Origin of the sequence: Mesorhizobium sp. M1078 (assembly GCF_040318615.1) — a bacterium.
GTDB lineage: Bacteria > Pseudomonadota > Alphaproteobacteria > Rhizobiales > Rhizobiaceae > Mesorhizobium.
Genome location: NZ_JAMYMP010000005.1, coordinates 1 through 20949 on the forward strand (window position 1 = coordinate 1; position 20949 = coordinate 20949).

At 63.5% G+C, this 20949-nt stretch carries 17 protein-coding genes and 1 pseudogene; 3 read left to right on the forward strand and 15 right to left on the reverse strand.

From position 1 onward, the window contains the following. Positions 1-261: 261 nt before the first annotated feature. Positions 262-690, reverse strand: a complete 429-nt coding sequence (locus NKH38_RS09020; protein ID WP_023685052.1) for an Lrp/AsnC family transcriptional regulator — start codon at positions 688-690, stop codon at positions 262-264. Between the two features lie 150 nt (positions 691-840). Between NKH38_RS09020 and NKH38_RS09025 the strand changes: the two genes are divergently transcribed. Beyond that, positions 841-1944, forward strand: coding sequence for a saccharopine dehydrogenase family protein (locus NKH38_RS09025; RefSeq protein ID WP_023715718.1), 1104 nt, complete (start codon positions 841-843; stop codon positions 1942-1944). A 160-nt stretch (positions 1945-2104) separates the two neighbouring features. Here NKH38_RS09025 and NKH38_RS09030 read toward each other — a convergent pair whose 3' ends face one another. From NKH38_RS09030 to NKH38_RS09050, 5 genes are all read right to left on the reverse strand, one after another. Then, the gene (locus tag NKH38_RS09030) at positions 2105-2971 is read right to left on the reverse strand and encodes a glycosyltransferase (RefSeq protein ID WP_352759794.1); all 867 of its coding nucleotides are present in this window, start codon (positions 2969-2971) and stop codon (positions 2105-2107) included. A gap of 206 nt (positions 2972-3177) precedes the next feature. Then, on the reverse strand, positions 3178-4566 hold the full coding sequence (gene lpdA, locus NKH38_RS09035) for a dihydrolipoyl dehydrogenase (RefSeq protein WP_352498845.1): 1389 nt from the start codon (positions 4564-4566) through the stop codon (positions 3178-3180). Positions 4567-4800: 234 nt separating this feature from the next. Continuing rightward, positions 4801-6204: a dihydrolipoamide acetyltransferase family protein gene (locus tag NKH38_RS09040; protein ID WP_352759791.1), complete on the reverse strand. Its 1404-nt coding sequence runs from the start codon at positions 6202-6204 to the stop codon at positions 4801-4803. A 2-nt stretch (positions 6205-6206) separates the two neighbouring features. After that, positions 6207-7220, reverse strand: coding sequence for an alpha-ketoacid dehydrogenase subunit beta (locus NKH38_RS09045; protein WP_352759789.1), 1014 nt, complete (start codon positions 7218-7220; stop codon positions 6207-6209). Positions 7221-7222: 2 nt separating this feature from the next. Then, on the reverse strand, positions 7223-8455 hold the full coding sequence (locus NKH38_RS09050) for a 3-methyl-2-oxobutanoate dehydrogenase (2-methylpropanoyl-transferring) subunit alpha (protein WP_352759786.1): 1233 nt from the start codon (positions 8453-8455) through the stop codon (positions 7223-7225). Between the two features lie 507 nt (positions 8456-8962). On the opposite strand from NKH38_RS09050, the gene holA reads away from it, so the two are divergent. Next, entirely contained in the window at positions 8963-10006 is a 1044-nt protein-coding gene (gene holA, locus NKH38_RS09055; protein ID WP_352739899.1) for a DNA polymerase III subunit delta, read from the forward strand. Between the two features lie 272 nt (positions 10007-10278). On the opposite strand, the gene NKH38_RS09060 is transcribed toward holA, so the two are convergent. From NKH38_RS09060 to mnmE, 5 genes are all read right to left on the reverse strand, one after another. Continuing rightward, a complete protein-coding gene (locus NKH38_RS09060; RefSeq protein ID WP_023726719.1) occupies positions 10279-11166 on the reverse strand; it encodes a ParB/RepB/Spo0J family partition protein in 888 nt (295 codons plus the stop codon). Between the two features lie 62 nt (positions 11167-11228). Further along, on the reverse strand, positions 11229-12026 hold the full coding sequence (locus NKH38_RS09065; RefSeq protein WP_023672118.1) for a ParA family protein: 798 nt from the start codon (positions 12024-12026) through the stop codon (positions 11229-11231). 65 nt (positions 12027-12091) lie between these two features. Then, on the reverse strand, positions 12092-12724 hold the full coding sequence (gene rsmG / locus NKH38_RS09070) for a 16S rRNA (guanine(527)-N(7))-methyltransferase RsmG (protein WP_352759781.1): 633 nt from the start codon (positions 12722-12724) through the stop codon (positions 12092-12094). After that, positions 12721-14595 (reverse strand): tRNA uridine-5-carboxymethylaminomethyl(34) synthesis enzyme MnmG, encoded by a 1875-nt coding sequence (mnmG, locus tag NKH38_RS09075; RefSeq protein ID WP_352759778.1) that lies wholly within the window; start codon positions 14593-14595, stop codon positions 12721-12723. The genes rsmG and mnmG overlap by 4 nt, the downstream gene beginning before the upstream one ends. A 425-nt stretch (positions 14596-15020) precedes the next feature. After that, the gene (mnmE, locus tag NKH38_RS09080; protein WP_352759776.1) at positions 15021-16343 is read right to left on the reverse strand and encodes a tRNA uridine-5-carboxymethylaminomethyl(34) synthesis GTPase MnmE; all 1323 of its coding nucleotides are present in this window, start codon (positions 16341-16343) and stop codon (positions 15021-15023) included. Positions 16344-16379: 36 nt separating this feature from the next. Here mnmE and NKH38_RS09085 point away from each other — a divergent pair. Then, a pseudogene (locus tag NKH38_RS09085) lies at positions 16380-16558 on the forward strand (DUF255 domain-containing protein); the annotation flags it as partial. A 201-nt stretch (positions 16559-16759) separates the two neighbouring features. Here NKH38_RS09085 and yddG read toward each other — a convergent pair. The 4 genes from yddG to hemE form a co-directional block, all read right to left on the reverse strand. Continuing rightward, on the reverse strand, positions 16760-17740 hold the full coding sequence (gene yddG / locus NKH38_RS09090) for an aromatic amino acid exporter YddG (protein WP_352759773.1): 981 nt from the start codon (positions 17738-17740) through the stop codon (positions 16760-16762). Positions 17741-17910: 170 nt separating this feature from the next. Beyond that, the gene (rho, locus tag NKH38_RS09095; RefSeq protein WP_023672113.1) at positions 17911-19176 is read right to left on the reverse strand and encodes a transcription termination factor Rho; all 1266 of its coding nucleotides are present in this window, start codon (positions 19174-19176) and stop codon (positions 17911-17913) included. Positions 19177-19339: 163 nt separating this feature from the next. Next, on the reverse strand, positions 19340-19882 hold the full coding sequence (hemJ, locus tag NKH38_RS09100) for a protoporphyrinogen oxidase HemJ (RefSeq protein WP_023715711.1): 543 nt from the start codon (positions 19880-19882) through the stop codon (positions 19340-19342). Then, positions 19882-20913 (reverse strand): uroporphyrinogen decarboxylase, encoded by a 1032-nt coding sequence (gene hemE, locus NKH38_RS09105; protein WP_352759770.1) that lies wholly within the window; start codon positions 20911-20913, stop codon positions 19882-19884. The genes hemJ and hemE overlap by 1 nt, the downstream gene beginning before the upstream one ends. Between the last annotated feature and the right edge of the window lie 36 nt (positions 20914-20949).

Below are 20949 nucleotides of genomic sequence, written 5' to 3' on the forward strand. Positions count from 1 at the left end.
GCCCTGCGCCAAAATCTCCATGCCTTGCGATATCGCTGGCGCGAACCACCACGAAAGCGCAAGTTTCAGTCCATGCCAAAGCTATCTTAGCGCCTATGCCCTTGACGGGAGATGTCGCCGAAGGCGACAGAGGGGGTCGCCTCGCGTGGAGCGCTAACCTCCTTCTGCAGCGGCAGGTAGGCCGAGCCCAGTCGACCCGACTCCCTCTGGCCTGCCGGCCATCTCCCCCGCACGGGGAGATTAGCGGCTCATGCGTTCCACCTACCGATCGATCCGTGTCGACAAAATAATCGACGACGACGTCCGCTCGACCCCGTCCATCGCCCCGATCTCGTCCAGCAACGCATCCAGATCCCTGATCGACGGCGCGTCGACGATGACGATCATGTCGAAATTGCCGCTCACCGAGTGCAGCGTCCGTACCGGCGGCAGCGCCTGCAGCGCCCGCACCACCTTGTCGGCGAGTTTCGGCGTGACGGTGAGCAGCACATGCGCCCGCACCAGCCCCTGCTCGTAGTCCGGCGCCATCCGCACGCCATAGCCGGTGATGATGCCGCGCTGTTCCAGCCGCTCGATCCGGCTCTGCACCGTCGTGCGCGAAACGCCGAGCTGGCGCGCCAGCTCAGTGGTCGATGCGCGGGCATTGGCGCGCAGCAAGGAAAGCAGCTTTTGTTCGGCGTCAGTGAGCATTTTGACGAACTTTATCGGCGTATTGATCAATTGTGGGGTTCGTTTCGAACAGTTTCACGCTTCCTTTCGACAGGCAAGCTGCGATTCTTGAAGGCATCGCGTCCACCGCGCGGCGGTCTGGGCCAAAGAGTTTTCACGAGGGGCAAGGTCATGAAGAAAATCATCGTCGTCGGCGCCGGCAAGATCGGCTCCACCATTGCAGGCATGCTCGCCGACAGCGGCGACTACCACGTCACCGTTATCGACCGCGCGGCGGCGCAGCTTGCCGCGGCCGAACTTCCCGCCGGCGTCGAGGGGCTGGAGCTCGATATCGCAGCGCCGGGCGCACTCGAGGCCGCCCTTGCCGGCGCCTTCGCCGTGCTGAGCGCCGCCCCCTTCCATTTGACCACGCGCATCGCCGAAGCGGCCGCCGCCACCGGCGTGCACTATCTCGATTTGACCGAGGATGTCGTCTCGACCCGCCGCGTCAAGGAGCTGGCCAAGTCGGGCAACAGCGCCTTCATTCCGCAATGCGGCCTGGCGCCGGGCTTCATCTCGATCGTCGCCAATGATCTCGCCAGCCGCTTCGACACGCTGGAAAGCGTTCGCATGCGCGTCGGCGCGCTGCCGCAATACCCATCCAATGCGCTGAACTACAATCTGACCTGGAGCACCGACGGCGTCATCAACGAATATTGCGAACCCTGCGAGGCGATCGTCGAGGGCGAGCTGATCGAGGTGCCGCCGCTGGAGGAGCGCGAAGAGTTCTCGCTCGACGGCGTCACCTATGAGGCCTTCAACACCTCCGGCGGTCTCGGCACGCTGGCCGAGACGCTGAAGGGCAAGGTGCGCACGCTGAACTACCGCACCATCCGCTATCCCGGCCACGCGGCGATCATGAAGGCGCTGCTCAACGATCTCGGCCTGCGCCACCGCCGCGACGTGCTGAAGGATATCTTCGAGAGCGCCCTGCCGGCAACGCTGCAGGATGTGGTCATCGTCTTCGTCACCGTCTCGGGCCGCCGCAATGGCCGCCTGCTGCAGGAAACCTACGCCAACAAGATCTATTCGCAGCGCATCGGCAACCAGGTGCGCAGCGCAATCCAGATCACCACCGCCTCCGGCATCTGCGCCGTGCTCGACATGCTGGCCGACGGCACCTTGCCGGCGACCGGCTTCGTCAAGCAGGAAAACATCGCGCTGGATGCGTTTCTCGCCAATCGTTTTGGGCGCGCTTATGCGCAGCACGAGATGGTAAGCCGGCTGGCAAGCTGAGCTACTTCACCCTCCCCCTTGTGGGGAGGGTCGGCGCGCAATCGGAGCGAAGCGGAGATGGCGAGACGGGGTGGGGGTGAGCGCCGACGGTTGGCGAGGACCCCCACCCCGCTCCGCTCCGCGATCGACCCTCCCCACAAGGGGGAGGGTGAAGCGCCCGCTACTTCCGCAGAGCCATCGGTCGTCCGAGCAGAAACCGGATGAAGTTGCCTGCGGTCCGCGGCGCCATGCGGGGCTGCGTCGCCTGTCGTGGCGCGCTTTGCCTTCGCGCTGGCACCTTGGGTTCGACACCCGGTCGGCCCACCGTGAAGGAGGGCCCCGAGACCGGCTTCCCCCTCAACACGTTGGCGGCGTTGTTGTCATGGATGACGATGCACCATTGTGCGCCCTTCGATGCCGCCACGACGGTGTTGAAGCGCGTCGCCATTTTTGCGTGGTGCTCGCTGTAGACGCCGCTCATCGCCGGCGATCTCCTTTCGACCAGCGTGCCGAACGCCGACGTGACATAGTCGTGGTGCGTGTAGCGTCCGCTTGCCGTGTCGAAATTCTGGCCGTCCGGAAAGGCAATGTAGAGCGGCTGCAGGTCCACCACACGCTTTTCGATCTCCCGGCGCGCGTAGTGCTCGACGCGCTCCATGAAGGTCGGCGCCAGCGCGTCGTCGCTGTCGAGCCGCGTGAGCGAAACATAGTCGGCATCGGTATCGGCCTGGACGAAGGCATTGAAGCGATCATTGTAATCCTCGCCCGCCTCGACAAGGATCGGCCTGACGTCGACACCGGCCACGCAGCTGCACACGGTGCGAACATAGTTCTCGTGCGTATCGGCATCGAACGCCAGAAGGACGGTAAAATCCTTCAGCGACTGGCCTTCGAGCGACGACGCGCAATAGGTGTCGAACAACGCCAGGCGCTCGACCAGCCAGACCGGGTCGAGATTGGCGCGGCCCTTTCCGTCCCACTGGCTTGGCTTGAAGCCAGCGGCGATGTTGTAGCGTATGGCGATGTATTTCTTCAGGCCGGTGTCCATGGACCGACACTTAGTACATTCCGCTGATCTGCGACAACCAACGGCTGAGCGGCCACCCTCCCCCTTGTGGGGAGGGTCGGCTCGCGGTCGGAGCGAAGCGGAGATGGCGAGACGGGGTGGGGGTGAGCGCTGACGGTCGGCGAGGACCCCCACCCCGCTCCGCTACGCGGATCGACCCTCCCCACAAGGGGGAGGGTAAGCGCACTTCAAATATGCAGCGCGTGGCCCAGCGCCTTCAGCGCCGCTTCCTGGAAGCCTTCGCCTTGCGTCGGATGCGCATGGATGGTCCCGGCGATATCCTCCAGCCGCGCGCCCATTTCCAGCGCCAGGCCGAACGCCGCCGCCAGTTCCGACACGCCTTGCCCGACCGCCTGGATGCCCAGCACCAGATGGTTGTCCGCGCGGGCGACAACACGAACAAACCCGTCCTCGCCGAGTTTCGTCATCGCCCGGCCGTTGGCGGCGAAGGGGAACTGGCCGATCTTGATTTCGCCTGAAGCCTTCGCCTCCTCCGGCGTTAGCCCTGCCGTCACCAGCTCCGGATCGGTGAAGCAGACGGCCGGGATCGAGCGCTTGTCCCAGCTGCGCTTGTGGCCGGCGACGATCTCGGCCACCATTTCGCCTTGCGCCATCGCCCGGTGCGCCAGCATCGGCTCGCCGGTGACGTCGCCAATGGCATAGATGCCGCGCATCGAGGTGCGGCACTGGTCGTCGATCTTGATGAACTTGCCGGCCATGTCGAGATCGATCTGATCGAGGCCCCAGCCCTCCGTCACCGGCTTGCGGCCGACCGTGACCAGGATCTTGTCTGCCGCGATTTTGGTGCTCTTGCCGTCCGCGGTCTCGACCAGCAACGCGTCGCCCTTGACCCCCTTGGCCTTGGCGCCAAGCATCACCTCGACGCCGAGCTGGGCCAGCCGTTTCACCACCGGCCGGGTCAGTTCCGCATCATACTGCGCCAGCACGCGCGGCAGCGCCTCGACCACGGTCACCGCGGCGCCCATTTTGGCGAACGCCATGCCGAGTTCCAGCCCGATATAGCCGCCGCCGACCACGGCGAGCTTTTTCGGCACCTCGCCGAGAGCCAGCGCTTCTGTGGATGAAATCACCGGGCCGCCGAACGGCAGAAACGGCAGTTCCACCGTCGCCGAGCCGGTGGCGATCACAACCGTTTCGGCGCGGATGATCTGGGTGCCGGTCTCGGTCTCGACCGCGACGGTCTTGCCGTCGCGGAACGTCGCCCAGCCATAGACGGTCTTGACCTTGGCCTTCTTCAGTAGCCCGGCAACGCCCCCGGTCAGCCGGCTAACAATGCCGTCCTTCCACGCAACCGTCTTGCCGAGATCGAGCACGGGCGCTGCTACCGAGATGCCGAGCGGACTGCTGCCGCCGGCCATATGCGCGACCTTCTCGAACTCTTCCGCCGCATGGATCATCGCCTTGGACGGGATGCAGCCGACATTGAGACAGGTGCCGCCCGGTTTGCCGGCTTCAACGATCACCGTATCGATGCCGAGCTGGCCGGCACGGATAGCGCAGACGTAGCCGCCGGGCCCAGCGCCGATGACCAGCAGCTTGCAGGAGATTTCTTTCATGGCGTGACCCTTTGATGCGAGGGAATGTTCCGTCCCGATCCTTCGCGCCCCCCTCTGTCCTGCCGGACTTCTCCCCACGAGGGGGGAGATCAGCAGTTTCTTCGCTTCGCTCATTCCTGCAACGATGGAGATTGGCGAAACCCTGCGTGACGTCCAATCTCCCCCCTTGTGGGGGAGATGCCTGGTAAGGCAGAGGGGGGCGCTGTCCCGCCGTCATCTCGGTCGTTCCGCCCCTCAATCCACAAATATCAGCGCTGGCGTCTCAATCAGCGCCTTGATCCGCTGCACAAACACCGCCGCATCCCAGCCGTCGACCACCCGGTGATCGAAGCTTGATGACAGGTTCATCATCTTGCGCGGGATGAACTGGGTGCCGTCCCACACCGGCCGCACCATCATCTTGTTGACGCCGACGATCGCCACCTCAGGATGGTTGATGACCGGCGTCGTCGCCACGCCGCCCATGGCGCCGAGCGAGGTGATGGTGATGGTCGATCCCGACAGCTCGTCGCGGCTCGCCGTGCCCGACTTCGCCGCTTCGGCCAGGCGGTTGAGCTCGGCCGCGCAATCCCAGAGGTCGCGCGCCTCGGCGTGCTTGACCACCGGCACCACCAGGCCCGACGGTGTCTGCGCGGCAATGCCGATATGGACGCCGCCATGTTGGTGGATGATGCCCGCCTCGTCGTCGAACAGCGCGTTGATGTTGGGCTGGTCGGCAATCGCCTTGACCATCGCCCGCATCAGGAACGGCAGCAGCGTCAGCTTCGGCCTCTCCACACCCTTGCGCTTTTCCTTGTTGAGCGCCGCGCGCAACTCCTCGAGTGCTGTGACGTCGATCTCCTCGACATAGGTGATGTGCGGGATGCGTGACTTCGCCAGCGACATTTTTTCGGCGATCTTGCGCCGTAGTCCGATGACCTTGATATCCTCGACGCTGTCATTGCGCGCCAGACCCGACGCCTTCGCCACCTGCGGCCCACGCGCGAGAAAGGCCTCGATATCTTCGTGGCTGATGCGGCCGGCAGGGCCGGTTCCCGACACCTGGCGCAGATCGATCCCCGCCTCCTTCGCCCTGAGCCGGATGGCGGGCGACGCCAAGGGCTTTTCGCCCTCCGCGCGCGGCGCGCCGGAGGGTGCCGCACCTTTAGATGTCGGCGCAGTACCCCCACCCCTGGCCCCTCCCCACAAGGGGGAGGGGGATTCAGTCTCAGCTGCCCGTGCGCTTTTGGCTGCTGGTGCAGGTAATGGCGACTTGGCGTCGGATTTCGTGGCCGAAACGCCTCCCCCTTGTGGGGGTCCGGAGGACGGGCGAGACCCGTGGCTCGCCCCGGCAGGGGTGGGGGTCGGTGCCGCCGTGGCCTCTGACGATTTCGAGCCTTCGGCGACATTGCCCTCGCCCGCAACCTTCAGCCGCACGATCGGCGAGCCGATCGCCACCGTGTCGCCGATCTCGGCGCCCAGCCACAGGATCTCGCCATCGACCGGCGAAGGTATTTCCACAGTGGCCTTGTCGGTCATCACGGCGGCAAGCACCGAGTCCTCCCGCACGAGGTCGCCGACCTTGACGTGCCACTCTACAAGTTCGGCCTCGGCGACGCCTTCGCCGACATCCGGCAGCTTGATGATGTGTTCGCCCATCCCTAAGCTCCCATGGTTTCGAGAAGCGCGCGGCCGACACGGGCCGGCCCCGGGAAATACTCCCATTCCTGCGCATGCGGGTAGGGCGTGTCCCAACCGGTGACGCGCGCCACCGGCGCTTCCAGATGGTAGAAACAATTTTCCTGCACCAACGCCGACAACTCGGCGCCGAAGCCGGAGGTCAGTGTCGCCTCGTGCACGACGACGCAGCGCCCGGTCTTCTTCACCGAAGCGACTATCGCGTCGAGATCGAGCGGCAGCAGGGTCCGCAAATCGATGATCTCGGCATTGATGCCGGTTTCTTCCACGGCCGCCTGCGCGACATAGACCATGGTGCCGTAGGCGAGCACGGTGACGGCCGAGCCCGCCCGGCGGATCGCCGCCTTGCCGAGCGGCACCGTGTAATGGCCGTCGGCGACCTCGCCCAGTTCATGCTTCGACCATGGCGTCACCGGTCGGTCGTGATGGCCATCGAACGGTCCGTTATAGAGCCGCTTCGGCTCCAGAAAAATCACCGGATCGGGATCCTCGATCGCCGCGATCAGCAGCCCCTTGGCATCATGAGGATTGGACGGCACCACCGTCTTCAGCCCCGACACATGGGTGAACAGCGCTTCCGGGCTCTGGCTGTGCGTCTGGCCGCCAAAAATGCCGCCGCCGGTCGGCATGCGGACAACGATCGGGCAGGTGAAATCGCCGTTCGAGCGGTAGCGCAGGCGTGCTGCTTCCTGCGTCAGCTGGTCGTAAGCCGGGTACATGTAGTCGGCAAACTGAATTTCCACGCATGGCTTCAGCCCATAGGCGGCCATGCCGATGGCGGAGCCGACAATGCCGGATTCGTTGATCGGCGCATCGAAGCAGCGGCTCTTGCCGTATTTCGCTTGCAGGCCTGCCGTGCAGCGAAAAACCCCGCCGAAGAAGCCGACATCCTCGCCATAGACGACGACGCGTTCGTCGCGCGCCATCGACACGTCCATGGCGTCGCGGATCGCCTCGATCATGGTCCGTCTCGGCATGGTCAGACTCCCGCCTGCTGGCGCTGGCGCCTGAGATGCGGCGGCATCTCGGCAAACACGCCCTCGAACATTTCGCGCGTCGACGGCTTGCCGCCGGCATGCAGCGTGCCGTTGCTTTCGGCCTCCTTCTGCGCCGCGATCACCGTGTCGAGGATTTCCGCTTCGGCCTGTACATGGCGCTCATCCGACCAGACGCCGCGCTGGATCAGATGGTTCTTCAGCCGCATCACCGGATCGCCGAGCGGCCAGGCGTCGGATTCAGTCTTCGGCCGATAGGCAGATGGATCGTCCGAGCTCGAATGCGCGCCGGCACGGTAGGTGACATATTCGATCAGAGTCGGGCCGAGATTCTGGCGCGCCCGCTCCGCCGCCCATTTGGCCACGGCATGAACGGCGAGATAGTCGTTGCCGTCGACGCGCAACGCCGGAATACCGAAGCCGAGGCCGCGCGCGGCAAAGGTGCCGGAACCGCCGCGCGCAATGCCTTGAAACGTCGAGATCGCCCACTGGTTGTTGACGACATTGAGGATGACCGGCGCCTTGTAGGTCGAGGCGAACACCAGTGCGGAATGGAAATCGGATTCGGCCGTCGAGCCGTCGCCGATCCACGCCGCCGCGATTTTCGAATCGTTGCTGATAGCGGAAGCCATCGCCCAGCCGACCGCCTGGATGTATTGCGTCGCCAGATTGCCGGAGATCGAGAAGAAGCCATGCTCCTTCGACGAATACATGATCGGCAATTGCCGCCCTTTGAGCGGATCGGCCTCGTTGGAATAAATCTGGTTCATCATCGTGACCATCGGATAGCCGTCGGCGATGAGCAGGCCGGCTTGCCGATAGGTCGGGAAATTCATGTCGCCTGGCGCTAGCGCCTTGCGGAAAGCGCAGCTCACCGCCTCTTCGCCCAGATGCTGCATGTAGAACGAGGTCTTGCCCTGGCGCTGCGCCATCTGCATGCGCGCATCGAAGCTGCGCAGCGTCATCATGTGGCGCAACCCCTCGAGCAGCTCCTCGTCGGTGAGCAGCCCGGCCCACGGCCCGACCGCCTCACCGGTGCGGTTGAGCACACGGATGATCGAAAACGCCATGTCGCGGACGGTGCGCGGATCGACATTGATGTCCGGTCGCGGCACCGAGCCGGCCTTGGGGATAGGCACGTTGGAGAAGTCGGGCGTTCCGCCCGGCCGCACTTCCGGCTCCGGCACATGAAACCGCAACATCCCAGCATCGGTCATGACCATGGTCCTCCCATTTGCCTGGCGTCGATATTTGCACATCCGCGCGCCCGGCACAGCGCCAATTCATGGGGCGCCGAAACCGATCCGGCGTCCCGGCCGGCAGGCGACCGCAAGATGCAGATATGTCGGCGAAATTTCTTGTCGATGTTGGGGAGCGGCGCGCAATTAGGCGCAAAGTTTTGCAGGATTTCCGGCAGATAGTCACTTCACAGCCTCCGGGAGAGATGAGGGAACCAAGGTCGGCGAACTTGCGCTTTCCTCTCCCCCGTCGATCGGGGGAGAGGTGTCGAGCGAAGCTCGACGGAGTGGGGGTCGACCCTTGGGCGCTAGGCAACGCTTGAGATAGTGCCCTTCCTTTGTCCGTTCGCGGCGATTGCCAGGTGGTTCCCCCACTCCGTCTCGGCTTCGCCGAGCCACCTCTCCCCCCTCCGGAGGAAGGGCAATCGGGTCTCGAACTCTCTGGAGAAGGTTCACTCCGCCCTCTCCCCATGCTAACCACCGCTAATGGCGCAGAAAAAAGGATACGAAGTCGATTCGTGGCTGGCGAAGCCGGACGCGCGCATATCGATCGTCCTGCTTTACGGACCCGACCGCGGCTTGGTCGCCGAGCGGGCCAAAACCTTTGCCGCGAAAACCGGCCTGCCGCTCGACGATCCGTTTTCCGTCGTACGGCTCGACGGCGCGGAGGTCGATCGCGACCAGGGCCGGCTGCTCGATGAAGCCCGCACCGTGCCGATGTTCTCCGACCGGCGGCTTCTGTGGGTGCGAAATGCCAGCGGTCAGAAGGCGCTGGCCGACGACGTCAAGGCGCTAACGGCGGAGCCCGTGCGCGACGCCATCATTCTCATCGAGGCCGGCGATCTCAAAAAGGGCGTCGGGCTGCGCGCCGTGGTCGAGGCGGCCGACAACGCCATGGCGCTGCCTTGCTATGCCGATGAAGCCCGCGACATCGACAGCGTCATCGACGACGAGCTGCGCAAGGCCGGCATGTCGATGGCGCTCGATGCGCGCCAGGCGCTGCGCCGCAATCTCGGCGGCGACCGGCTGGCCTCGCGCGGTGAAATCGAAAAGCTGGTGCTTTACGCCCACGGCCAGAAGGACATTGGCCTCGATGACGTCAGGGCGATGTCCGGCGACGTTTCCGGCGCCTCCTTCGACGACGCGGTCGATGCTGTGCTGGAAGGCAAGATCGGTGACTTCGACACCGCCTTCACCCGCCACTGCCTGTCCGGCGGCCATGCTTTCCTGGTGCTGTCCTCGGCGATGCGGCAGCTGCAGCAGCTTCAGGTCATGCGCGGCCAGATGGACACCGCCGGCCGCAACGCCGCCTCGGCCATGGCCGGCGCCCGTCCGCCGGTGTTTTTCTCGCGGCGCAAGCTGGTGGAGAAGGCGCTGGAGCGCTGGAACGTCGAGGCGCTCAGCCGCGCGCTGAACCGGCTGCAATCGGCCGTGCTGCAGACCAGGCGCAGGCCGGATTTGTCGGAAGCGCTGGCACGGCAGGCGCTGCTCGGCATTGCGGTGGAGAGCGCGAGGCTGGCGCAGCGGTGATTTCCCCCTTGAGGGGGAGATGTCGCCAAAGGCGACAGAGGGGGTCGCCGCGCGTGGAGCGCTGGCGCCTTTCGCAACGACAAACGAGGTCGGCGCTTGATGGGAGACGACCCCTTCTGGCCTGCCGGCCATCTCCCCCTCAAGGGGGGAGATCAGCAGTTCGATCCCTTCGGCAATCGCCAATAAAAAGAAGGGCCGGCAACCGCCAAGCCCTTTCTTCATCCTAAGCCAGAACTTCATTCGCCGGCTAAATATGGCGCAACCTCAACTTTCTACCGCTCGTCCTTCAACCGCCGGCATAGCTCGTCGAGCTGCTCCAGGCTGCGGTAGTCCACGCGGATCGCGCCGCCTTTGCCCTTGTGCTCGATGGTCACGATCATGCCGATCGTGTTGGTCATCAGCCTTTCCAGCGCCAGCGTGTCGGCATCCTTGCCCGATGCGCCGTGTGCTGGTTTTGCCTTGGGCGGCGTACCGCCCGCCGGCATTTGCGCCAGCGCCTCGGCCTGGCGCACCGAAAGCCCTTCTTCGACGATCTGCTTGGCTAGCCCGGCGGGATCCTGCGCCGTCACCAGCGTCCGGGCATGGCCGGCCGACAGCGCGCCGTCGACCAGCATGTCGCGGATCACGTCGGGCAGCTTCAACAGCCTGAGCGTGTTGGCGACGTGGCTGCGGCTCTTGCCGATTACATTGCCGAGGTCGGCCTGTGTGTAGCCGTGGTCGTCGATCAATTGCTGGTAGCCGAGCGCCTCCTCGACCGGGTTGAGATCGGTGCGCTGGACGTTTTCTATGATCGCCAGTTCCAGCGCTGTGCGGTCGTTGACGTCGCGCACGATGATCGGGATCTCGGTCAGCCCGGCTCGCTGGGCCGCGCGCCAGCGCCGCTCGCCGGCGATGATTTCGTAGCGCCCGGCCTGCGTCGGCGAAGGCCGCGCCACCACCGGCTGCACCACGCCATGCTCGCGGATCGACTGCGCGAGATCGGTGAGGTCGGCGTCGCCAAAGTGGCGGCGCGGGTTTTTCGGGTTCGGGCTCAGGAACTCTATCGGCACCTTGCCGTCCGCATTCAAGCCCGGCTTTTCGGCTGCCACCGGGCGGTCGATCTCGCCGATCAGCGCCGCCAGTCCACGCCCCAGTCTCTTTCTCGAAAGGTCTTCGCTCATCTCAATTCCAGATTCTTGATCGTTTCGGTGACGGATCGGCTTTGTTTATCGACCCTGCCTAGTCAAGCGGCGCGCAATTTGCGCTCGCGGCGGATCACTTCGGACGCCAGCTGCAGATAGGCCTGGCTGCCTGAGCACTTGAGATCGTAGAGGATTGCCGGCTTGCCGTAGGACGGCGCCTCGGACACCCGCACATTCCTAGGAATGATCGTCTCGTAGACTTTGTCGCCCATGTGTGCCCGCACGTCCTGCACCACCTGGTTGGCGAGGTTGTTGCGGCCGTCATACATGGTCAGCACGATGCCCTGGATGATCAGGTCTGGATTGATCGAACGACGCACCTGCTCCACCGTTTCCAGGAGTTGGCTTAGCCCTTCCAGCGCGAAGAACTCGCACTGCAGCGGCACAAGAACAGAATCGGCTGCCGCCATTGAATTCAAAGTCAAAAGGTTGAGCGAGGGCGGGCAGTCGATCAGCACATAGCCGAACGGCGCACCGCGCTCGGTGGCGGCGCGCAGCGCGTTGCGCAGCTTAAGCACGCGATCCGGCGCCGAGGCGATTTCCATCTCGATGCCGAGCAGATCGAGCGTCGACGGCACGATCGACAGGCCGGGCACCGCCGTTGGAATGGCGGCCTCTTCCAGGCCCAGTTCGCCGGTCAGCACATCGTAGGAGGAGACGGTGCGGTCCTTGCGGTCGATACCGAGACCCGTCGAGGCATTGCCTTGCGGGTCGAGATCGACGATCAGCACCTTTTCGCCGATCGCGGCCAGCGCCGTGGCCAGATTGATGGCGGTGGTTGTCTTGCCGACGCCGCCCTTCTGGTTGGCGACGGTGATGATGCGAGGTCCGGTTTTCATGGGTCTGTGCCAGGTATTCATGTGGGCCAGATATTCATTGCGTCGCCAAGGTTGCGAAGGAGAGCTTACGCAGTCTGCAGATCGGTCACTTCGAGGATGACGCCATGGGCGTCGGTCATGCTCGGATGTTCTACCAGATCGAAAGCCCAGCGGTGAGTGCTTTCTTCCACCTCGGAGCGGTAATCCCGGCCTTTGTGGAACAGCGCCCGCGATCCCTTGGTCAGCCACGGCGCCGACAGATCGAGCAGCGCCGGCAGCGCGGCAAGCGCCCGCGCCGTGATGATTTCCGGTGCGGAAACAAGCGCATAGCTGTCGTCGATGCGCCGGGCGACGACCCGTGCCGGCAAACCGAACTGGCCAATGACCGCCTGTAAAAACGACGCTTTCTTGCGATTGCTCTCGACCAGATCGATCGACGCGCCATCGCGTTCGACCAGCAGGAAGGCCATTACCAGGCCCGGAAAACCGCCGCCCGAACCGAGATCGGCCCAGCGTTTGGCCTGCGGTGCGATTCGCGCCAGCTGCGCGCTATCCAGAATATGGCGGCCCCAGACATCGTCCAGCGTCGACGGCGCGGCCAGATTGATGCTGCGGTTCCATTTCAGGAACAACTGTTCGAACGTCACCAACCGATCGAATGTTTCACGTGAAACCGGTCCCGCGGCCTCTTGCAGGCTCGCCCATGAGGCAGCGCTCACGCAACGGCCCTTTGGGCGGCCGATTCGGCGTTGCGGACGTGCGCGACGATGATGGCCAGCGCCGCCGGCGTCATGCCTTCCATACGCTGCGCGTCAGCGATCGACCGGGGCTGACGCGTTAGCATCTTCTGCTTCAGCTCATTGGACAGGCCAGGAACATCGGCGAAATCCACCGACGCCGGGATCAGCCGGCTTTCCTCGTGGCGGATCTGTGCGACATCCGCCTGCTGGCGATCAAGGTAAACCGAATATTTCGCTTCCGTTTCGAGCCGCTCAGCGGTTTTGACGTTGATTGCGCCAAAGGCCGGCGCAACACGGGCCAGCCAGGCTATATCGACGCCGGGATGAGCGAGCAATTCATAAGCGGAGCGGCGCACGCCGTCCCTGTTGATCTCCAGCCCATGCCGCGCCGCTTCGTTGGGCGTCATCGTCGTCGCAACTGCGAGTTCGCGCGCCCTATCAAGATCCTGTGTGACTTGATTGAACCGCCGCGTCCGCTCCGGCGACACGATACCAAGCCGATTTGCCAGCGGCGTAAGCCTTTCATCGGCATTGTCGGCGCGCAGCGATAGGCGAAACTCCGCCCGCGAAGTGAACATGCGGTAGGGCTCGGCAATGCCGCGGCTGGTGAGGTCGTCGACCATCACACCGATATAGGCTTCGGTGCGGCTGAGCACGATCTGGTCGCCAGCCGAAACCTTGCGCCCGGCGTTGAGCCCGGCGAGCAGGCCCTGCGCTCCGGCTTCTTCATAGCCGGTGGTGCCGTTGATCTGCCCGGCCAGGAAAAGCCCCGCAATACGTTTGGTCTCAAGCGTCGGCTCGAGCTCGCGCGGATCGACGTGGTCATATTCGATGGCGTAGCCGGGCTGCAGCATGGTCGCGCGTTCCAGGCCCGGGATCGTCTTCAGAATGTCGAGTTGGACGTCTTCGGGCAGGGAGGTCGAGATGCCATTGGGGTAGACGGTGTCATCGTCCAGCCCTTCCGGCTCCAGGAATATCTGATGACCTTCTCGATCGCCGAACTTGACGATCTTGTCTTCGATCGACGGGCAGTAACGTGGACCTACGCCTTCGATCGAGCCGGAATACATGGCGGAGCGGTCGAGATTGGCGCGGATCAGCTCGTGCGTCGCCGGCGTCGTACGCGTGATGCCGCAATGGATTTGCGGATTCTTGATTGTGTCGGTGAGCAGCGAGAACGGCACTGGATGTTCGTCGGCCGCCTGGCTTTCCAGCGACGCCCAGTCGATGGTGCGGCCATCGAGCCGCGGTGGCGTGCCGGTCTTCAGCCGTCCAAGCGCGAAACCGGCGCGGCTCATCGTCGCCGACAGGCCAAGGCTCGCCTGCTCGTTCATCCGCCCGGCGACAATCTTCCTGTCGCCAATGTGAATAAGACCGCGGAGAAACGTGCCGGTGGTCAGCACCACCGCGCCGCACACCAACCGGCGCCCGTCGGCCAGGCGCACAGCGGCGACCCGTCCATCCACGATGTCGAAGTCCAGTACCTCGCCTTCGACGACGTCGAGACCGTTCTGCTGCCGAATCGCTTCCTGCATGGCCAGCCGATACAGCTTGCGGTCGGCCTGCGTGCGCGGCCCGCGCACGGCAGGGCCTTTGCGGCGATTAAGCAGGCGGAATTGGATGCCGGCAGCATCGGCGATGCGGCCCATCAGCCCGTCCATTGCGTCGATCTCACGCACCAGATGGCCCTTCCCGAGTCCGCCGATCGCCGGATTGCAGGACATGAAACCGATCGTGTCGAAGCGCAGCGTGATCAGCGCGGTCCTGGCACCGGCGCGCGCGGCAGCGCTCGCAGCCTCGCACCCGGCATGGCCACCGCCCACCACAACCACATCATAGTGATCGATCATTGTCCCTTCCAGATTCAGAGATTTCCCGACACATGTCCCCACGAGAGCACGCTGTCAAGGATTGCAGGTTGATTCGTTCACGGGGAACGGAGTGCTGAAAGCCGCAGAGGTGTTTCACGTGAGTCAGGGAAGCGGCGACAATTACCTCGGCTGGCGCTGCCCCTCATCTGCCTGCCGGCATCTTCTCCCGGTGAACAAGGAGGAGCTCAAGCGCTGGCGCGCTTCGGTGGTTGGCGAAATCCCGGATAACAGTATCTTTCTCCCCGTCACTGCACGTGAGAAATGCCCGGAGGACAATGAGGGGCGGGGCCGGCCTTCGGCACTTGCCGTTTTTGCCAAACTCCTCATTTCACGTGAAACACGCACTAGGGCGGCCCCCTGTGTTTCACGTGAGTCACTCACACGCCCCCCCTGTTTCACGTGAGTCACTTTCCAATGCAAAACTGCGAAAAGATCACGTCCAGCAGGTCCTCGACATCCACCGCGCCGACAATCCGGCCAAGCCGGTCCGCCGCAAGACGCAGCTCTTCCGCCCGCAGCTCCTGGCCGCGCTCTTGCCCCGACAAAGCCGAGATCAGAAAGCGCCTGGTCTCATTGAGCAGCTCCACATGCCGCAACCGAGACGGCAGGATGTCACCGGCATCGCCGATAGCAGCTGCGGCGCGCCTGCCGATCTCGGCCAGGAGTTCAGCCAACCCAGTGCCGTCCACCGTCGATATCAACGCATCATACGCCTCTGATCGCGGCGAACCTTTCAAGAGATCGACCTTGGTGCCGATTCTCAAAGCCGGGGCGTCAACAGGCATGTTGCCGATGGCAGTAGGGTCCGCCAGATCTTCCAGCAACAGCACCAGGTCAGCCGTGTGCGCCTTGGCCCGCGCCTTTTCGATACCGATCGCTTCGATCTTGCCGGGCGACTGGCGCAGGCCCGCGGTGTCGGTTACCCTGACCCGCACTCCGTGGAGATCCAGCACCACTTCGAGCAAGTCCCGCGTCGTGCCGGGCTCGTCGGTAACAATCGCCGCCTCACGCCTGGCCAGCGCGTTGAACAGGCTGGATTTTCCGGCGTTCGGTGCACCGAGGATGACAACCTCAAACCCGTCACGGATGATCTCGGCGGCATGGAAGCCATCGACATGCCGGCCGATCTCGCCCACCATTGCGCGCACATCGGACCAGACCGTGTCCGAAACCGAACCGGGCACGTCGTCTTCGTCGGCGAAGTCGATTTCCGCCTCGATCATCGCCCGTGCATGGATCAGCCGACGGCGCCAGCCAAGATAGAGTTCGCTTTGCACTCCTTCGGCATTCTGCACGGCAAAGCGCCGCTGCGCTTCGGTTTCGGCATTGACCAGATCGGCCAACGCCTCCGTCTCGACCAGATCCAGCTTGCCGTTGAGAAGAGCCCGGCGCGTAAATTCCCCAGGCTCCGCATGACGCAGGCCGTCAAAGCCGACGACGATCTCCAGCATCTTGCCGGCGACCGCGCGGCCGCCATGGACGTGGAACTCGGCGACATCCTCGCCGGTAAAACTGTTCGGCCCAGGAAAAAACAGCACCAGGCCGTTGTCGATAAGCGACCCGTCCACCGTTCGGAGCTTGCGCAGGGTCGCACACCGGTCCTTGACCGTGCCACCAGCCACCGTTTCGACAACGAATCGAGTCCTCGGTCCGGAAATGCGGATGACAGCGATGCCGGCGGGCAGGCGCCCGCTGGAAAGCGCAACGATCGAATCGCCTGAAATCATTTGCCCTTCTCACCGGTCGCCTAGCTGTCCGATCGACAATCCCACAGTGTCGCGGCCGTCATGAACCGGCTGTTCGTCAATATCAAGGTTGATCGCGAGGAGCGGCCGGACATTACCAAATCTGTATAGCCGCCTTGTCATCCATGTGCGAGCAGGCGGGTCCTAATCCCGACGCCAAGCAGTTCTGGGCGGGCCAGCAAGCCCTACGGCAGGCCGGCATCGTTAATGCCTGTTCCTGGCCCGGAACCGTGAAGCTGGAGCTCATCTCCCCATGAGGCAAGCCTCGTTCCGGTTGCGAATCGGAAATCCCGACCCGCGTCACGCCGATCGTCTCCGCGATCGGAACGGATGCGAATCGACTTAACATTGGCCAGTGGCATCCGGCCGCAGACCGGCAGACCGGAGCTATGTACCGGCTATCCTGCCCGTGGGGCCGGATCCGTAGGAACCGAGCCGCTGTTGCGACCCCGGCAACCCGTGTTTCCGTCCAAGGCCGAAGGAAGCCGCGTCACATCAATGGATGGCGGCCGCGGCGCGAACAGCAAATCCTTGGCCGCGACCACCGCTCCGACCGTGATCAGGATGCAAGCAACAGCCACCGACCAGTGAAACACACCAAAGCCTGCCAGCAGAAGCACGATGACCGAGAAGAGGGGCGCCGCGTAGGAGAGGGCGCCGAGGATCATGATGTCGCCGTGCTTGCAGCCATAGTCCCAGGCGTAAAAGCCGGCGCCTAGCGGTATTACGCCCAAGATGACGATGGCGCTCCACTGCGTCGCCGTCTGTGGCCAGACGGTAGCCTCAAGCGTCAGGTGCAGCACCAAGGCGACCGCAGCCGTGATGAAGCAGTAACCGGCGACGACATCGGTCGGCACCTTGCCAAAGCGGCGCGATAAAACCGAATAGCCGGCCCAGATGAAAGCGCAGAACAGCGCGATGACATGCCCCTTCATCACACCATTGGCCAGTCCGATCGTGCCGCCCTTGGTGATCACCACAATGGCGCCGGCAAGGCCGAGCACGACGCCGGCGATGTGATGGGCCCTAAGCTTTTCTCCAGGCAGGAAGGCGGCAAAGACGACGATCAGCAACGGCCAGAGATAGGCGATCAGGCTGACCTCGACCGGCGGCGCCGAGTGGATGGCGAAGAAATAGGCGCAGTGATAGATGCACAGCCCCGCTGTGCCGAGCGCCCAGACCTGCCACGGCTGGCGCAGCGACTTGATCGCCGCCGGACGGACAAGCCAGCTCGACGCGCCGACCAACCCGCCAAGCAGAAACGTCATCGCCGCCAGCTGAAAGGGCGGAATCGGTCCAGCCGCAGTCGAAAGCAGCGCCAGGAACGACCATGTCAGGATGGCCGAGAAGCCGATCAGGGTCGGGATTGTTTTCTTCATGCGGCCTCCGATCTTCGAGACGGGATTACTCGCATGACGACAGCGATGGAAATTGCCGCCCAAGGCCACGCCCTGTCGGAAATGCGACCTGTTTGCCCCCGCAATGAAAAACCCCGTCCCGGTTTCCCGGAACGGGGTTTCATGCATGACCGATGATCCGGTGAAACTGCTTACGTGTTCATTGAATCGAAGAAATCGGCGTTGGTCTTGGTCTGCTTCAGCTTGTCGATCAGGAACTCGATCGCGTCGGTGGTTCCCATCGGCGCCAGGATGCGGCGCAGGACGAAGATCTTCTGCAGATCCTGCTTGGAGACCAGCAGGTCTTCCTTGCGGGTGCCGGACTTCAAAATGTCCATGGCCGGGTAGATGCGCTTGTCGGCGACCTTGCGGTCGAGCTGGATTTCGCAGTTGCCGGTGCCCTTGAACTCTTCGAAGATGACTTCGTCCATGCGGCTGCCGGTGTCGATCAGCGCGGTGGCGATGATGGTCAACGAGCCGCCTTCCTCGATGTTGCGGGCCGCGCCGAAGAAGCGCTTCGGCCGCTGCAGCGCGTTGGCGTCGACACCGCCGGTCAGCACCTTGCCGGAGGACGGCACAACGGTGTTGTAGGCACGGCCGAGGCGGGTGATCGAATCGAGCAGAATAACGACGTCGCGGCCATGCTCGACCAGGCGCTTGGCCTTTTCGATGACCATTTCGGCGACCTGGACGTGGCGCACCGCCGGTTCGTCAAAGGTCGAGGACACGACCTCGCCCTTCACCGAACGCTGCATGTCGGTCACTTCTTCTGGCCGTTCGTCGATCAGAAGTACGATCAGATAGCATTCCGGATGATTGGCCGTGATCGAGTGGGCGATATTCTGCATCAGCACCGTTTTACCGGTACGCGGCTGCGCGTTGATGAGCGCGCGCTGTCCCTTGCCGATCGGCGCCACCAGGTCGATTACCCGCGACGAGATGTCCTTGCCGGTCGGATTGTCGATCTCCATCTTCAGCCGCTTGGTCGGATAGAGCGGCGTCAGATTGTCGAAATGGATCTTGTGACGGATCTTTTCGGGATCGTCGAAATTGATCGTGTTGACCTTGAGAAGGGCGAAATAGCGCTCGCCCTCTTTTGGGCTGCGGATCGGGCCTTCGACGGTATCGCCGGTCTTCAAGGAGAAGCGGCGGATCTGCGAGGGCGAGATGTAGATATCGTCGGGACCCGGCAGATAATTGGCGTTGGCTGAGCGCAGGAAGCCGAAACCGTCCTGCAGCAACTCGACCACACCATCGCCGATGATCTCGACGTCCTGGGCGGCCAGTTTCTTCAGGATGGCAAACATCAACTCCTGCTTGCGCATGACGCTGGCGTTTTCTACTTCGAGCGATTCGGCATAGGCGATCAGCTCTGGCGGCTTCTTGTTCTTGAACTCTGCGAGTTTCATTTCTTGCATAGACGGACTCTGAATCTGCTTTGGGGAAAATATATCGGCTGGATGCGATAAATGCCGGGCGCGGCCGAAAGCAATCAAGGGCGGCGCATGACGGGAAGGAAGACCCGTCTTTTATCGTCGGTCGGGGGAAAGAGCAAGCTGCGTTTTGTCGACCGAAATGGGCCTAGAACGGCTTGACGACAACCAGGATGACGATGGCGATCATCAGCAATGTGGGGATCTCGTTGACGATTCGCCAGTGCCGCGCCGGTTTTTCATTGCGGTCCTCGGCGAATTTCCTGACAGCACCGGCCAGATAGCCATGCACGCCCGACAGCAACAGCACCAAGCCTATCTTGGCGTGCAGCCAGCCGCCGTGAAAGCCAAACACTTTCCAGGCAAGCCAAAGCCCGAACACCCAGGTGACGATCATCGCCGGATTGATGATGCCGCGCAGCAGACGCCGCTCCATCACCTTGAAGGTCTCCGATTGGACGGACCCCTTCTCTGCGTCGGCGTGGTAGACCAGCAATCGCGGCAGATAGAGCATGCCGGCCATCCAGGAGATGACGGCCAGGATATGGATTGCCTTCGCCCAGGGATAGAAACCCTCAGGCGCAAAGAAAAACAAAAGTGCGGTGAGAACAACCAGCACTCCGATGCCGATGGTCATGCGCATCATCGCCCCACGAGTGCTGTTGCCGCCCGTATTATCCGATTGAGCCATCAGCGTGTCGCGCTCCGCACCTGCTTCACCATCGCCTCGACATGTGCCACCGGCGTCTCCGGCGTGATGCCATGGCCGAGATTGAAGATCAGCGGTCCGTCTCCCAGCGCCTTGAGGATCGCATCAACGCCGTCCGACAGGGCTTTGCCGCCGGCCACCAGGCGCAAGGGATCGAGGTTGCCCTGGACCGCCCCTGAATGCTGCAGTTCGTTCGCAGCCGCCAGGGGCACGGTCCAGTCGATCCCCAGCCCCGTCACACCGGTCTTCTCACGATAGGTCTCGTAGCGGGCGCCGGCGCCCTTGGGAAAGCCGATGATCGGTACATCGGGATGAACCGCACGAACCTGGCCGACAATCTCCGCCACCGGCTGCACGCAGAACTGCTCGAAAGACGCATCATCAAGCACGCCGGACCAGGAATCGAAAATCTGCACCACGTCGGCACCGGCTTCGATCTGGCGGATCAAATAGGCCGCGGAGTTATCGGCGAGCACTTTCAGGAGATGCTTGAAGGCCGTCGGTTCGCGATAGGCAAACAGCCGCGCCGGCGCTTGGTCGGGTGTGCCGTGGCCAGCGATCATGTAGGTCGCCACCGTCCACGGCGCGCCGCAGAAGCCGATCAGCGTGGTCTCGTCAGGCAATCTTGCCCGCAGCCGGCGAACCGTCTCGTAGACCGGTTCGAGATTCACGTGAAACGTTTCGCCGTTGAGAGCCGAAATCTCAGCTGCAGTGATTGGCGTCAGCAGCGGCCCGCGGCCCTCCTCAAAGCGGACATCGCGCCCCAGCGCATGCGGCACGACCAGAATGTCCGAGAACAGGATCGAGGCATCGAAGCCAAAGCGCTCGATCGGCTGCAGCGTCACCTCGACGGCCAGATCAGGATTGTAGCAAAGATCGAGAAAGGACCCGGCGCGCTTTCTGGTCTCGCGGTACTCCGGCAAATAGCGCCCGGCCTGGCGCATCATCCAGAGCGGCGGCGGAAACACTGCCTCGCCTCTCAGCACGTCCAGCACGATGCGGTTCTCGGGCATTGAGCGCTCTCTTCCCTGCCTTCTCTGTAATTAAAT